We start from the raw sequence: 13,453 nt of genomic DNA, 5'->3' as shown, positions 1-13,453 counted from the left end.
TGGCTGTAGTCATGCTAACCAAGCGGGCGCGTCAAATCGGCCCGCTTGGGTTAACTGAACTTGAACGCCCTAGGAATAGAGGAATCAAATGGCTCGTACAACACCCATTGCACGCTACCGTAACATCGGTATCAGTGCTCACATCGACGCCGGTAAAACCACCACTACCGAACGTATTCTGTTCTACACCGGTGTAAACCACAAAATCGGTGAAGTTCATGACGGCGCTGCCACCATGGACTGGATGGAACAGGAGCAGGAGCGTGGTATTACCATCACTTCTGCAGCGACGACTGCCTTCTGGTCTGGTATGGCCAAGCAGTTCGAACCGCACCGCGTAAACATCATCGACACCCCAGGGCACGTTGACTTCACCATCGAAGTAGAACGTTCCATGCGTGTGCTGGATGGCGCGGTAATGGTTTACTGTGCTGTTGGTGGTGTTCAGCCACAGTCTGAAACCGTATGGCGTCAGGCTAACAAATACAAAGTGCCACGTATCGCGTTCGTTAACAAAATGGACCGTATGGGCGCTAACTTCCTGAAAGTTGTTGGCCAGATCAAAACTCGTCTGGGCGCTAACCCTGTTCCTCTGCAGCTGGCTATCGGCGCAGAAGACAAATTCACCGGCGTTATCGACCTGGTGAAGATGAAGGCGATCAACTGGAACGAAGAAGACGCAGGCGTTACCTTCGAATACGAAGACGTCCCGGCTGACATGATGGAACTGGCTGAAGAATGGCGCCAGAACCTGATCGAATCCGCTGCGGAAGCTTCCGAAGAGCTGATGGAAAAATACCTGGGCGGCGAAGAGCTGACCGAGGCAGAAATCAAGTCCGCTCTGCGTCAGCGCGTGCTGAACAACGAAATCATCCTGGTTACCTGTGGTTCTGCGTTCAAGAACAAGGGCGTACAGGCGATGCTGGATGCGGTAATCGAATACCTGCCGGCGCCAACTGACGTTCCTGCGATCAACGGTATCCTGGACGACGGTAAAGACACCCCGGCTGAGCGTCACGCAAGTGATGACGAGCCGTTCTCTGCTCTGGCGTTCAAAATCGCTACCGACCCGTTCGTAGGTAACCTGACCTTCTTCCGCGTGTACTCCGGCGTTGTTAACTCCGGCGACACCGTGCTGAACTCCGTTAAGGCTGCGCGCGAGCGTTTCGGCCGTATCGTTCAGATGCACGCCAACAAGCGTGAAGAGATCAAAGAAGTTCGCGCAGGCGACATCGCCGCTGCGATCGGTCTGAAAGACGTGACCACCGGGGACACCCTGTGTGATCCAGACTCTCCAATCATCCTGGAGCGTATGGAATTCCCTGAGCCGGTAATCTCTATCGCCGTTGAACCAAAAACCAAAGCTGACCAAGAGAAAATGGGTCTGGCTCTGGGCCGTCTGGCTAAAGAAGACCCGTCATTCCGCGTATGGACTGACGAAGAGTCTAACCAGACCATCATCGCCGGTATGGGTGAACTGCACCTCGACATCATCGTTGACCGCATGAAGCGTGAATTCAACGTTGAAGCTAACGTGGGCAAACCTCAGGTAGCTTACCGCGAAGCGATTCGCGCGAAGATTACCGATGTTGAAGGTAAGCACGCCAAGCAGTCTGGTGGTCGCGGTCAGTACGGTCACGTTGTGATCGACATGTACCCACTGGAGCCGGGCTCTAACCCGAAAGGTTACGAGTTCATCAACGACATCAAAGGCGGCGTAATTCCTGGCGAATACATCCCTGCCGTTGATAAAGGCATCCAGGAGCAGCTGAAGTCTGGTCCGTTGGCTGGTTACCCGGTAGTAGATATGGGTATTCGTCTGCACTTCGGTTCTTACCACGACGTTGACTCCTCTGAACTGGCGTTTAAACTGGCCGCATCTATCGCCTTTAAAGAAGGCTTTAAGAAAGCGAAACCAGTTCTGCTTGAGCCTATCATGAAGGTTGAAGTTGAGACTCCAGAAGAGAACACCGGTGACGTTATCGGTGACTTGAGCCGTCGTCGCGGCATGCTGCGCGGTCAGGAATCTGAAGTGACTGGCGTTAAGATCCACGCTGAAGTACCGTTGTCCGAAATGTTCGGCTACGCAACTCAGCTGCGTTCTCTGACTAAAGGTCGCGCATCATACACCATGGAATTCCTGAAGTATGATGATGCACCGAACAACGTCGCTCAGGCCGTAATCGAAGCCCGTGGCAAATAAGCCGCAGGGTTAAAACCAAAGTCCCGTGCTCTCTCCAGAAGGGGAGAGCGCTATAGTAAGGAATATAGCCGTGTCTAAAGAAAAATTTGAACGTACAAAACCGCACGTTAACGTTGGTACTATCGGCCACGTTGACCACGGTAAAACTACCCTGACTGCAGCGATCACCACCGTTCTGGCTAAAACCTACGGCGGTTCTGCACGTGCTTTCGACCAGATCGATAACGCGCCAGAAGAAAAAGCTCGTGGTATCACCATCAACACCTCTCACGTTGAGTATGACACCCCGACTCGCCACTACGCGCACGTTGACTGCCCAGGGCACGCCGACTACGTGAAAAACATGATCACCGGTGCTGCTCAGATGGACGGCGCGATCCTGGTAGTTGCTGCGACTGACGGCCCAATGCCTCAGACCCGTGAGCACATCCTGCTGGGTCGTCAGGTTGGCGTTCCTTTCATCATCGTATTCATGAACAAATGCGACATGGTTGATGATGAAGAGCTGCTGGAACTGGTAGAAATGGAAGTTCGCGAACTGCTGTCCGCGTACGACTTCCCAGGCGACGACCTGCCAGTGATCCGCGGTTCCGCGCTGAAAGCGCTGGAAGGCGAAGCTGAGTGGGAAGCGAAAATCATCGAACTGGCCGAAGCGCTGGACAGCTACATCCCAGAGCCAGAGCGTGCTATCGACAAGCCGTTCCTGCTGCCAATCGAAGACGTATTCTCCATCTCCGGTCGTGGTACCGTTGTTACCGGTCGTGTTGAGCGCGGTATCATCAAAGTTGGCGAAGAAGTTGAAATCGTTGGTATCAAAGACACCGTTAAGTCTACCTGTACTGGCGTTGAAATGTTCCGCAAACTGCTGGACGAAGGCCGTGCTGGTGAGAACGTAGGTGTTCTGCTGCGTGGTATCAAACGTGAAGAAATCGAACGTGGTCAGGTACTGGCTAAACCAGGCTCCATCAAGCCGCACACCCAGTTCGAATCTGAAGTGTACATCCTGAGCAAAGATGAAGGTGGTCGTCACACGCCATTCTTCAAAGGCTACCGTCCACAGTTCTACTTCCGTACTACTGACGTGACCGGTACCATCGAACTGCCAGAAGGCGTAGAGATGGTAATGCCAGGCGACAACGTGAACATGGTTGTAACCCTGATTCACCCAATCGCGATGGACGACGGTCTGCGTTTCGCAATCCGTGAAGGCGGCCGTACTGTAGGCGCTGGTGTTGTTGCTAAAGTTATCGCTTAATCGCGAATAATTTTTCGACACAAAAAAGGGCACTTCGGTGCCCTTTTTTTATGCAATTTGTACAAATCTTAATTGAAATAAAAACCATTCCTATTTAGACTCAATGCATTGGTTAAGAAGTGAGTCTCTCTATGTATGTATGTCTGTGTAATGCGGTGACTGACAAAGCGATCCGTAATGCGGTGCGTCAGCACAATCCCCATACCATGAAGCAACTGCGTGAACTTGTGCCGATTGGTACCGATTGTGGAAAGTGCATTCGTCAGGCAAGACAGATTATGGTGGAGGAACGCGGAACTATCATCCCAATGCATGAAGTTGCCTAACAAAGGGTAAGGTTATTTTTGACTCTTGGCTTACAGGTTCTACACTTTTAGAACTGGCCAGGAGGAGTTACCTATGAAAGGCGATAAAAAGATCATTGCTCACCTCAATAAATTGCTCGGCAACGAGCTGGTTGCCATCAATCAATATTTCCTGCACGCCCGCATGTTCAAGAATTGGGGCTTAATGCGCCTCAACGACAAGGAATATCACGAGTCGATCGACGAAATGAAACATGCCGATCGCTACATCGAGCGTATCCTGTTCCTGGAAGGGATACCGAATCTGCAAGATCTCGGCAAGCTGAACATCGGCGAAGACATCGAAGAGATGCTGCGTTCCGATCTGGCGCTGGAGCTGGCGGGCGCCAAGAACCTGCGCGAAGGCATCGCCTATGCCGATTCGATCCACGATTACGTCAGCCGCGATTTGATGATTGAAATCCTGGCCGATGAAGAAGAGCATATCGACTGGCTGGAAACGGAGCTGGATCTGATTGCCCGTCTCGGTATTCAGAACTATGCCCAGGCCCAGATTTTAGAGCGCAAAGAGTAAGCCTTCCGTCCATTCGTCATCGTCTCTCCTGCCGGCGGCCGTTTTCTCGGTGGGGCAGGGGAGAGTGTTCCCGCCAAGCCTAATTCATTCCCTGTTCGCCGTGTTAACACGCCAACGGCCACTGAACGCGCAAAAATGACGATTTCCTGAGCATATTTCCAACTGCGGCTTGCTTCCTGGGCCATTTTGCGTATAATGCGCGGGCTTACCTAATCTTGGTAAGCCTGATTTTAGCGAATCAGTCGATTGGCAGGCCTTTTTTGCCTTTCGAACAATACTCCCGATATGGGGGTTATATGTTGACGATTACACTCCCCCATCAATCGAAATGGGTGTGAGGAGTAATTATTTACGTTTATAAATAATTGGAGCTCTGGTCTCATGCAGAACCAAAGAATCCGTATCCGCCTGAAAGCGTTTGATCATCGTCTGATCGATCAATCAACCGCGGAAATCGTCGAGACTGCAAAGCGCACTGGTGCGCAAGTCCGTGGTCCGATCCCGCTGCCAACTCGCAAAGAGCGCTTTACCGTTCTGATCTCTCCGCACGTCAACAAAGACGCGCGCGATCAGTACGAGATTCGCACTCACAAGCGTCTGGTTGACATCGTTGAGCCAACCGAGAAAACCGTTGATGCTCTGATGCGTCTGGATCTGGCTGCCGGTGTAGACGTGCAGATCAGCCTGGGTTAATCAGGTCATTGAGCGATTGAGAGGTTGAAACAATGATTGGTTTAGTCGGTAAAAAAGTGGGTATGACCCGTATCTTCACTGAAGATGGCGTTTCTATCCCAGTAACCGTAATTGAAATTGAAGCGAACCGCGTGACTCAGGTTAAAAGCCTGGACACCGACGGTTACCGTGCCGTTCAGGTTACCACTGGTAGCAAAAAAGCTAACCGTGTAACCAAGCCGGAAGCGGGCCATTTCGCTAAAGCTGGCGTTGAAGCTGGCCGTGGTCTGTGGGAATTCCGCCTGGAAGAAGGTCAAGAATTCGCTGCAGGTCAGGAAATTAGCGTAGAAATCTTCGCTGACGTTAAAAAAGTCGATGTTACCGGTACTTCTAAAGGTAAAGGTTTTGCTGGCACTGTTAAGCGCTGGAACTTCCGTACCCAAGACGCTACCCACGGTAACTCCTTGTCTCACCGCGTTCCGGGTTCTATCGGTCAGAACCAGACTCCGGGCAAAGTGTTCAAAGGCAAGAAAATGGCTGGCCACCTGGGTGATGAGCGCGTAACCGTTCAGAGCCTGGACGTAGTACGTGTTGACGCTGAGCGCAACCTGCTGCTGGTTAAGGGTGCTGTACCGGGCGCAACCGGTGGCAACCTGATCGTTAAACCAGCTGTGAAGGCGTAAGGGGATAGCAATGGAATTAGTATTGAAAGACGCGCAAAGCGCGCTGACTGTTTCCGAAACTACCTTCGGTCGTGATTTCAACGAAGCGCTGGTACACCAGGTTGTTGTTGCTTATGCAGCAGGTGCCCGTCAAGGTACCCGTGCTCAGAAGACCCGTGCTGAAGTAACTGGTTCCGGCAAAAAGCCATGGCGTCAGAAAGGCACCGGCCGTGCGCGTTCAGGTTCTGTAAAGAGCCCGATCTGGCGTTCAGGCGGCGTGACCTTTGCTGCTAAGCCGCAGGACCACAGTCAGAAAGTAAACAAAAAGATGTACCGCGGCGCGCTGAAAAGCATCCTGTCCGAACTGGTACGTCAAGATCGTCTGATCGTTGTCGAGAAGTTCTCTGTAGAAGCGCCTAAAACTAAGCTGCTGGCACAGAAACTGAAAGATATGGCTCTGGAAGACGTGCTGATCGTGACCGGTGAACTGGATGAGAATCTGTTCCTGGCAGCTCGCAACCTGTACAAGGTTGACGTGCGCGATGTAGCAGGTATCGATCCGGTTAGCCTGATCGCCTTCGACAAAGTGGTTATGACTGCTGATGCTGTGAAGCAAGTTGAGGAGATGCTGGCATGATCCGTGAAGAACGTTTGCTGAAAGTGCTGCGTGCACCGCACGTATCTGAAAAAGCATCCGCTGCGATGGAAAAAAGCAACACCATCGTTCTCAAAGTTGCCAAAGACGCGACCAAAGCAGAAATCAAAGCTGCAGTGCAGAAACTGTTTGAAGTCGAAGTCGAAGACGTGAACACCCTGGTTGTTAAAGGGAAAGTGAAACGTCACGGTCAGCGTGTTGGTCGTCGTAGCGACTGGAAAAAAGCTTACGTCACCCTGAAAGAAGGCCAGAATCTGGACTTCATCGGCGGCGCAGAGTAAGTCGGAGGAGTAAGAACAATGGCAATTGTTAAATGTAAACCTACATCTCCGGGTCGTCGCCACGTTGTTAAAGTGGTTAACCCTGAGCTGCACAAGGGTAAACCTTATGCCCCGCTGCTGGAAAAACTGAGCAAAAGCGGTGGTCGTAACAACAATGGCCGTATCACCACCCGTCATATCGGTGGTGGCCACAAGCAACATTATCGTCTGGTTGACTTCAAGCGCAACAAAGACGGTATCCCTGCTGTGGTTGAGCGTCTGGAGTACGATCCGAACCGTTCCGCGAACATCGCGCTGGTTCTGTACAAAGACGGCGAACGCCGTTACATCCTGGCGCCGAAAGGCCTGAAAGCTGGTGACCAGATTCAATCTGGCGTTGATGCTGCAATCAAAGCGGGTAACACCCTGCCGATGCGCAACATTCCAGTTGGTTCAACGGTTCACAACGTAGAAATGAAACCAGGCAAAGGCGGCCAGATGGCTCGCTCCGCTGGTGCCTACGTTCAGATCGTTGCTCGTGATGGTTCCTACGTAACTCTGCGTCTGCGCTCCGGCGAAATGCGTAAAGTTCCAGCTGATTGCCGCGCCACCCTGGGTGAAGTCGGTAACGCTGAACACATGCTTCGCGTTCTGGGTAAAGCAGGTGCTGCACGTTGGCGTGGTGTTCGTCCTACCGTTCGCGGTACGGCGATGAACCCGGTAGATCACCCGCACGGTGGTGGTGAAGGTCGTAACTTTGGTAAGCACCCGGTAACTCCGTGGGGCGTTCAGACCAAAGGTAAGAAGACCCGTAGCAACAAGCGTACTGATAAGTTCATCGTACGTCGCCGTAGCAAAAAATAATTAGAGGATAAGCCATGCCACGTTCTCTCAAGAAAGGTCCTTTTATTGACCTGCACTTGCTGAAGAAGGTAGAGAAAGCGGTGGAAAGCGGTGACAAGAAGCCTTTGCGCACTTGGTCCCGTCGTTCAACGATCTTTCCTAACATGATCGGTTTGACCATCGCTGTCCATAATGGTCGTCAGCACGTACCAGTGTTCGTTTCCGATGAAATGGTCGGTCACAAACTGGGTGAATTCGCGCCGACTCGTACTTATCGCGGCCATGCGGCTGATAAAAAAGCTAAAAAGCGCTAAGGTAGGAGGAAGAGATGGAAACTATCGCTAAACATCGCCACGCTCGTTCTTCTGCTCAGAAGGTTCGCCTTGTTGCTGACCTGATTCGCGGTAAGAAAGTGTCGCAAGCTCTGGAAACTCTGACCTACACCAACAAGAAAGCTGCTGGTCTGGTTAAGAAAGTGCTGGAGTCTGCCATTGCTAACGCAGAACACAACGATGGCGCTGACATCGATGATCTGAAAGTTACGAAAATCTTCGTAGACGAAGGCCCAAGCATGAAGCGCATTATGCCGCGTGCAAAAGGTCGTGCAGATCGCATCCTGAAGCGCACCAGCCACATTACTGTGGTTGTGTCCGATCGCTGAGACTCTGGAGACTAGCAATGGGTCAGAAAGTACATCCTAATGGTATTCGCCTGGGTATTGTCAAACCTTGGAACTCTACTTGGTATGCGAATACCAAAGAATTCGCTGACAACCTGGACAGCGACTTTAAAGTTCGTCAATTCCTGACTAAGGAACTGTCGAAAGCTTCCGTTTCTCGCATCGTTATCGAGCGTCCTGCGAAGAGCATCCGTGTGACCATTCACACTGCTCGCCCAGGCATCGTTATCGGCAAGAAAGGTGAAGACGTCGAAAAACTGCGCAAGGTCGTAGCGGACATCGCTGGCGTTCCTGCACAGATCAACATCGCCGAAGTCCGTAAACCGGAACTCGACGCTAAATTGGTTGCTGACAGCATCACTTCTCAGCTGGAACGTCGCGTTATGTTCCGTCGTGCTATGAAGCGTGCAGTACAGAACGCAATGCGTCTTGGCGCTAAAGGTATCAAAGTTGAAGTAAGCGGCCGTCTTGGCGGCGCTGAAATCGCACGTACCGAATGGTACCGCGAAGGTCGTGTTCCATTGCACACTCTGCGTGCGGACATCGACTACAACACATCTGAAGCGCACACCACTTATGGTGTAATCGGCGTTAAGGTATGGATCTTCAAAGGTGAGATCCTGGGTGGTATGGCTGCAGTTGAACAACCGGAACCGGCTGCTCAACCTAAAAAGCAGCAGCGTAAAGGCCGCAAGTAAGGAGAGTCGCTGATGTTACAACCAAAGCGTACAAAATTCCGTAAGGTGCACAAGGGCCGCAACCGTGGTCTGGCGCAAGGTACGGATGTTAGCTTCGGCACTTTCGGTCTGAAAGCTGTTGGCCGTGGCCGTCTGACTGCTCGTCAAATCGAAGCAGCTCGTCGTGCAATGACTCGTGCAGTTAAGCGTCAAGGCAAGATCTGGATCCGTGTATTCCCGGACAAACCGATCACCGAGAAGCCGCTGGAAGTGCGTATGGGTAAAGGTAAGGGTAACGTGGAGTATTGGGTTGCCCTGATCCAGCCTGGTAAGGTCCTGTACGAAATGGACGGCGTGCCAGAAGAGGTTGCCCGCGAGGCATTCAAACTGGCAGCAGCGAAACTGCCGATCAAAACCACCTTTGTAACTAAGACGGTGATGTAATGAAAGCACAAGAGCTGCGTGAAAAAAGCGTTGAAGAGCTGAATGCCGAGCTGCTCAACCTGCTGCGTGAGCAATTCAACTTGCGCATGCAGGCGGCCAGTGGCCAGCTGCAACAAACTCACCTGTTGAAACAAGTGCGTCGTGACGTCGCACGCGTTAAGACTTTACTGACTCAAAAGGCGGGTGTGTAAATGACTGAAGTTATCCGTACCCTGCAGGGTCGTGTTGTTAGCGATAAAATGGAGAAATCCATCGTTGTTGCTATCGAGCGTACTGTGAAGCACCCAATCTACGGGAAATTCATCAAACGTACGACCAAGCTGCACGTACATGACGAGAACAACGAATGTGGTACCGGCGACGTGGTTGAAATCCGCGAATGCCGCCCACTGTCCAAGACCAAGTCCTGGACGTTGGTTCGCGTTGTAGAGAAAGCGATTCTGTAATAGAGTAGCTGGCTCTCACTTAATAAACGGCTCAGAAAATGAGCCGTTTATTTTTTCTACCCATACCAAGTAAGCGGTGTTATAATGCTGCGCCCTCGGTTATGGGGCTTTTCAACGGCCTAATTTTTACTTGGGTCTTTAAAGTAGTAGTTGACATTAGCGGAGCACTAAAATGATCCAAGAACAGACTATGCTGAACGTCGCCGACAACTCCGGTGCACGTCGCGTAATGTGTATCAAGGTTCTAGGTGGCTCGCACCGTCGCTACGCAGGCGTCGGCGACATCATCAAAATTACCATCAAGGAAGCAATTCCTCGCGGTAAGGTGAAGAAAGGCGATGTTCTGAAGGCGGTAGTGGTGCGCACCAAGAAGGGTGTACGTCGCCCGGACGGTTCTGTCATTCGCTTCGATGGCAATGCATGCGTTATTTTGAACAATAACAGCGAGCAGCCAATCGGTACGCGTATTTTTGGGCCGGTAACTCGTGAACTGCGTAATGAGAAGTTCATGAAAATTATCTCTCTGGCACCAGAAGTACTCTAAGGAGCGAACATGGCAGCGAAGATCCGTCGTGATGACGAAGTTATCGTGATTACCGGGAAAGACAAAGGTAAGCGCGGTAAAGTAAAAAATGTCCTGTCTGCTGGCAAGGTCATTGTTGAAGGCATCAACCTGGTTAAGAAACACCAGAAGCCGGTTCCGGCTCTGAACCAACCAGGCGGCATTGTTGAGAAAGAAGCTGCAATTCAGGTTTCTAACATTGCTATCTTCAACGCGGCTACCGGCAAGGCTGACCGTGTAGGCTTTAGATTCGAAGACGGCAAAAAAGTCCGTTTCTTCAAATCTAACAGCGAAACTATCAAGTAATTTGGAGTAATACGATGGCGAAACTGCATGATTACTACAAAGACGAGGTAGTCAAACAACTGATGTCTCAGTTTGATTACAACTCTGTCATGCAAGTCCCTCGGGTCGAGAAGATCACCCTGAACATGGGTGTTGGTGAAGCGATTGCTGACAAGAAACTGCTGGATAACGCAGCAGCGGACCTGGCAGCTATCTCCGGTCAAAAACCGTTGATCACCAAAGCCCGCAAATCCGTTGCAGGCTTCAAAATCCGTCAGGGCTATCCGATCGGCTGTAAAGTAACTCTGCGTGGCGAACGCATGTGGGAGTTCTTTGAGCGTCTGATCTCCATTGCTGTTCCACGTATCCGTGACTTCCGTGGCCTGTCCGCCAAGTCATTCGATGGCCGTGGCAACTACAGCATGGGCGTGCGTGAGCAAATCATCTTCCCAGAAATCGACTACGACAAAGTCGATCGCGTTCGTGGTTTGGATATTACCATTACCACTACTGCGAAATCTGATGATGAAGGCCGCGCGCTGCTGGCTGCTTTTAACTTCCCGTTCCGCAAGTAAGGCAGGGTTACTGATGGCTAAGCAATCAATGAAAGCACGCGAAGTCAAGCGCGTGAAATTAGCTGACAAGTTCTTTGCAAAACGCGCTGAACTGAAAGCTATTATCTCTGATGTGAACGCATCCGATGAAGATCGTTGGAATGCCGTTCTCAAGCTGCAAACTCTGCCGCGTGATTCCAGCCCGTCTCGTCAGCGTAAACGCTGCCGCCAAACTGGCCGTCCACATGGTTATGTGGGCAAATTCGGGTTGAGCCGTATTAAGCTTCGTGAAGCCGCTATGCGCGGTGAAGTACCAGGCTTGAAAAAGGCTAGCTGGTAATTACCAATTGAATCACGGGAGTAAAGACAGATGAGCATGCAAGATCCGATCGCGGATATGCTGACCCGTATCCGTAACGGTCAAGCCGCGAACAAAGTTGCGGTCACCATGCCTTCCTCCAAGCTGAAAGTGGCAATTGCCAACGTGCTGAAGGAAGAAGGTTTTATTGAAGATTTCAAAATCGAAGGCGACGCCAAGCCTGTTCTGGAATTGGTACTGAAGTACTTCCAGGGCAAAGCTGTGGTAGAAAGCATTCAACGTATCAGCCGTCCAGGTCTGCGCATCTACAAGAAAAAAGATGAGCTGCCAAAAGTTATGGCCGGTTTGGGTATCGCTGTTGTTTCTACCTCTAAAGGTGTTATGACCGATCGTGCAGCTCGCCAGGCTGGTCTTGGTGGCGAGATTATCTGCTACGTAGCTTAATTCGGGAGGAAAGAATGTCTCGTGTTGCAAAAGCACCCGTCGTCATTCCTGCCGGCGTAGAGGTAAAACTCAACGGTCAGGTTATTTCGATTAAGGGTAAAAACGGCGAGTTGACTCGTACTATCCACGACGCCGTTGAAGTGAAGCAAGAAGCTAACGCACTGACTTTCGCTCCGCGCGAAGGTTTTGCTAACGCATGGGCCCAAGCGGGTACCACGCGCGCTCTGCTGAACGCAATGGTTGTTGGTGTTACCGAAGGCTTCACCAAGAAGCTTCAACTGGTAGGTGTTGGTTATCGTGCTGCCGTTAAAGGCAACGTGGTGAATTTGGCCCTGGGCTTCTCTCACCCTATCGATCACCAGCTGCCAGCAGGTATCACTGCTGAATGCCCAAGCCAAACTGAAATCGTGCTGAAAGGCGCTGATAAGCAGGTAATTGGCCAGGTAGCAGCAGATCTGCGCGCTTACCGTCGTCCTGAGCCTTACAAAGGCAAGGGTGTTCGTTACGCCGACGAAGTCGTGCGTACCAAAGAGGCTAAGAAGAAGTAAGGTAACACTATGGATAAGAAATCTGCTCGTATCCGTCGTGCGACCCGCGCACGCCGCAAGCTCCAAGAGCTGGGTGCAACCCGCCTGGTGGTACATCGTACCCCGCGTCACATTTACGCACAGGTGATTGCTCCAAACGGTTCTGAAGTACTGGTAGCCGCTTCTACTTTAGAAAAAGCTATCGCGGAGCAACTGAAGTATTCCGGTAACAAAGACGCAGCAGCAGCCGTAGGTAAAGCTCTGGCTGAGCGCGCGTTGGAAAAAGGGATTGCGAAAGTATCCTTTGACCGTTCCGGTTTCCAATATCATGGTCGAGTCCAGGCACTGGCAGATGCTGCCCGTGAAGCTGGCCTTCAGTTCTAAGGAAGAGGTTTAAGATGGCTCACATCGAAAAACAAGCTGGCGAACTGCAGGAAAAGCTGATCGCGGTAAACCGCGTATCTAAAACCGTAAAAGGTGGCCGTATTTTCAGCTTTACCGCACTGACTGTAGTTGGTGATGGTAACGGTCGCGTTGGTTTTGGCTACGGCAAAGCACGCGAAGTTCCAGCAGCGATCCAGAAAGCGATGGAAAAAGCCCGTCGCAACATGATGAACGTCGCGCTGAACAGCGGCACCCTGCAGCACCCTGTTAAGGGCGCTCACACGGGTTCTCGCGTGTTCATGCAGCCTGCTCATGAAGGTACCGGTATCATCGCGGGCGGTGCAATGCGCGCCGTTCTCGAAGTTGCTGGGGTGCACAACGTATTGGCTAAAGCTTATGGTTCCACCAACCCGATCAACGTGGTTCGTGCAACTATCGACGCTCTGGCGAATATGAAGTCTCCTGAAATGGTCGCTGCTAAGCGTGGTAAATCCGTTGCCGACATTCTGGGGTAATTGACCATGGCTAAGACTATTAAAGTTACACAAACTCGCAGCTCAATTGGCCGTCTGCCGAAGCATAAAGCTACTCTGCTCGGTCTGGGTCTGCGTCGTATTGGTCACACCGTAGAGCGCGAGGATACTCCTGCTGTTCGCGGTATGGTCAACCTGGTTTCCTACATGGTTAAAGTTGAGGAGTAACA

Annotated in this window: 24 protein-coding genes; all 24 read left to right on the top strand. The window is 51.5% G+C overall.

The window, feature by feature from the left end:
* Window positions 1-88 precede the first annotated feature (88 nt).
* A complete protein-coding gene (fusA, locus tag CPH57_RS19060; RefSeq protein ID WP_033645245.1) occupies window positions 89-2,203 on the top strand; it encodes an elongation factor G in 2,115 nt (704 codons plus the stop codon).
* 70 nt (window positions 2,204-2,273) lie between these two features.
* Complete coding sequence (tuf, locus tag CPH57_RS19055; protein ID WP_015376315.1) at window positions 2,274-3,458, top strand: elongation factor Tu; 1,185 nt, start codon at window positions 2,274-2,276, stop codon at window positions 3,456-3,458.
* Between the two features lie 131 nt (window positions 3,459-3,589).
* Window positions 3,590-3,784: a bacterioferritin-associated ferredoxin gene (bfd, locus tag CPH57_RS19050; RefSeq protein ID WP_015379266.1), complete on the top strand. Its 195-nt coding sequence runs from the start codon at window positions 3,590-3,592 to the stop codon at window positions 3,782-3,784.
* A 73-nt stretch (window positions 3,785-3,857) separates the two neighbouring features.
* Window positions 3,858-4,337 (top strand): bacterioferritin, encoded by a 480-nt coding sequence (bfr, locus tag CPH57_RS19045; RefSeq protein WP_033645244.1) that lies wholly within the window; start codon window positions 3,858-3,860, stop codon window positions 4,335-4,337.
* 381 nt (window positions 4,338-4,718) lie between these two features.
* Window positions 4,719-5,030: a 30S ribosomal protein S10 gene (rpsJ, locus tag CPH57_RS19040; RefSeq protein ID WP_001181005.1), complete on the top strand. Its 312-nt coding sequence runs from the start codon at window positions 4,719-4,721 to the stop codon at window positions 5,028-5,030.
* A gap of 32 nt (window positions 5,031-5,062) precedes the next feature.
* Entirely contained in the window at window positions 5,063-5,692 is a 630-nt protein-coding gene (gene rplC / locus CPH57_RS19035; protein ID WP_015379265.1) for a 50S ribosomal protein L3, read from the top strand.
* A 10-nt stretch (window positions 5,693-5,702) separates the two neighbouring features.
* Entirely contained in the window at window positions 5,703-6,308 is a 606-nt protein-coding gene (gene rplD / locus CPH57_RS19030; protein ID WP_004929779.1) for a 50S ribosomal protein L4, read from the top strand.
* Window positions 6,305-6,607, top strand: a complete 303-nt coding sequence (gene rplW / locus CPH57_RS19025) for a 50S ribosomal protein L23 (protein WP_004951179.1) — start codon at window positions 6,305-6,307, stop codon at window positions 6,605-6,607. The genes rplD and rplW overlap by 4 nt, the downstream gene beginning before the upstream one ends.
* Before the next feature lie 18 nt (window positions 6,608-6,625).
* On the top strand, window positions 6,626-7,450 hold the full coding sequence (rplB, locus tag CPH57_RS19020; RefSeq protein ID WP_004929775.1) for a 50S ribosomal protein L2: 825 nt from the start codon (window positions 6,626-6,628) through the stop codon (window positions 7,448-7,450).
* Window positions 7,451-7,464: 14 nt separating this feature from the next.
* On the top strand, window positions 7,465-7,743 hold the full coding sequence (rpsS, locus tag CPH57_RS19015) for a 30S ribosomal protein S19 (RefSeq protein WP_004929772.1): 279 nt from the start codon (window positions 7,465-7,467) through the stop codon (window positions 7,741-7,743).
* 14 nt (window positions 7,744-7,757) lie between these two features.
* Window positions 7,758-8,090 carry a 50S ribosomal protein L22 gene (gene rplV / locus CPH57_RS19010; protein ID WP_002223844.1) on the top strand — a complete coding sequence of 111 codons (333 nt, stop codon included), beginning with the start codon at window positions 7,758-7,760 and terminating at the stop codon, window positions 8,088-8,090.
* A gap of 17 nt (window positions 8,091-8,107) precedes the next feature.
* On the top strand, window positions 8,108-8,806 hold the full coding sequence (rpsC, locus tag CPH57_RS19005; RefSeq protein WP_004929766.1) for a 30S ribosomal protein S3: 699 nt from the start codon (window positions 8,108-8,110) through the stop codon (window positions 8,804-8,806).
* Between the two features lie 12 nt (window positions 8,807-8,818).
* On the top strand, window positions 8,819-9,229 hold the full coding sequence (rplP, locus tag CPH57_RS19000) for a 50S ribosomal protein L16 (protein WP_004929764.1): 411 nt from the start codon (window positions 8,819-8,821) through the stop codon (window positions 9,227-9,229).
* Complete coding sequence (gene rpmC, locus CPH57_RS18995) at window positions 9,229-9,420, top strand: 50S ribosomal protein L29 (protein WP_004929762.1); 192 nt, start codon at window positions 9,229-9,231, stop codon at window positions 9,418-9,420. Before rplP ends, rpmC begins: the two co-directional genes overlap by 1 nt.
* Window positions 9,421-9,675, top strand: coding sequence for a 30S ribosomal protein S17 (rpsQ, locus tag CPH57_RS18990; protein ID WP_004929760.1), 255 nt, complete (start codon window positions 9,421-9,423; stop codon window positions 9,673-9,675).
* 172 nt (window positions 9,676-9,847) lie between these two features.
* A complete protein-coding gene (gene rplN, locus CPH57_RS18985) occupies window positions 9,848-10,219 on the top strand; it encodes a 50S ribosomal protein L14 (protein WP_000613954.1) in 372 nt (123 codons plus the stop codon).
* A gap of 9 nt (window positions 10,220-10,228) precedes the next feature.
* Entirely contained in the window at window positions 10,229-10,543 is a 315-nt protein-coding gene (rplX, locus tag CPH57_RS18980; protein ID WP_004929758.1) for a 50S ribosomal protein L24, read from the top strand.
* A 14-nt stretch (window positions 10,544-10,557) separates the two neighbouring features.
* Window positions 10,558-11,097 (top strand): 50S ribosomal protein L5, encoded by a 540-nt coding sequence (gene rplE / locus CPH57_RS18975; protein ID WP_004929756.1) that lies wholly within the window; start codon window positions 10,558-10,560, stop codon window positions 11,095-11,097.
* Window positions 11,098-11,110: 13 nt separating this feature from the next.
* Window positions 11,111-11,416 (top strand): 30S ribosomal protein S14, encoded by a 306-nt coding sequence (gene rpsN / locus CPH57_RS18970; RefSeq protein ID WP_004929754.1) that lies wholly within the window; start codon window positions 11,111-11,113, stop codon window positions 11,414-11,416.
* A 30-nt stretch (window positions 11,417-11,446) separates the two neighbouring features.
* A complete protein-coding gene (rpsH, locus tag CPH57_RS18965; protein ID WP_004929753.1) occupies window positions 11,447-11,839 on the top strand; it encodes a 30S ribosomal protein S8 in 393 nt (130 codons plus the stop codon).
* A gap of 14 nt (window positions 11,840-11,853) precedes the next feature.
* Window positions 11,854-12,387, top strand: a complete 534-nt coding sequence (gene rplF, locus CPH57_RS18960; protein ID WP_004929751.1) for a 50S ribosomal protein L6 — start codon at window positions 11,854-11,856, stop codon at window positions 12,385-12,387.
* Between the two features lie 9 nt (window positions 12,388-12,396).
* Complete coding sequence (gene rplR, locus CPH57_RS18955; protein ID WP_004929748.1) at window positions 12,397-12,750, top strand: 50S ribosomal protein L18; 354 nt, start codon at window positions 12,397-12,399, stop codon at window positions 12,748-12,750.
* A 14-nt stretch (window positions 12,751-12,764) separates the two neighbouring features.
* Window positions 12,765-13,265, top strand: coding sequence for a 30S ribosomal protein S5 (rpsE, locus tag CPH57_RS18950; RefSeq protein WP_004929747.1), 501 nt, complete (start codon window positions 12,765-12,767; stop codon window positions 13,263-13,265).
* Window positions 13,266-13,271: 6 nt separating this feature from the next.
* On the top strand, window positions 13,272-13,451 hold the full coding sequence (gene rpmD, locus CPH57_RS18945) for a 50S ribosomal protein L30 (RefSeq protein ID WP_048232028.1): 180 nt from the start codon (window positions 13,272-13,274) through the stop codon (window positions 13,449-13,451).
* Window positions 13,452-13,453 lie beyond the last annotated feature (2 nt).

The sequence above is a fragment of the Serratia sp. JKS000199 genome (assembly GCF_900215455.1).
Classification (GTDB): domain Bacteria; phylum Pseudomonadota; class Gammaproteobacteria; order Enterobacterales; family Enterobacteriaceae; genus Serratia; species Serratia ureilytica.
The sequence above is the reverse complement of the archived record's forward strand: the minus strand, read 5'-3'. Positions and strand labels throughout refer to the sequence as shown.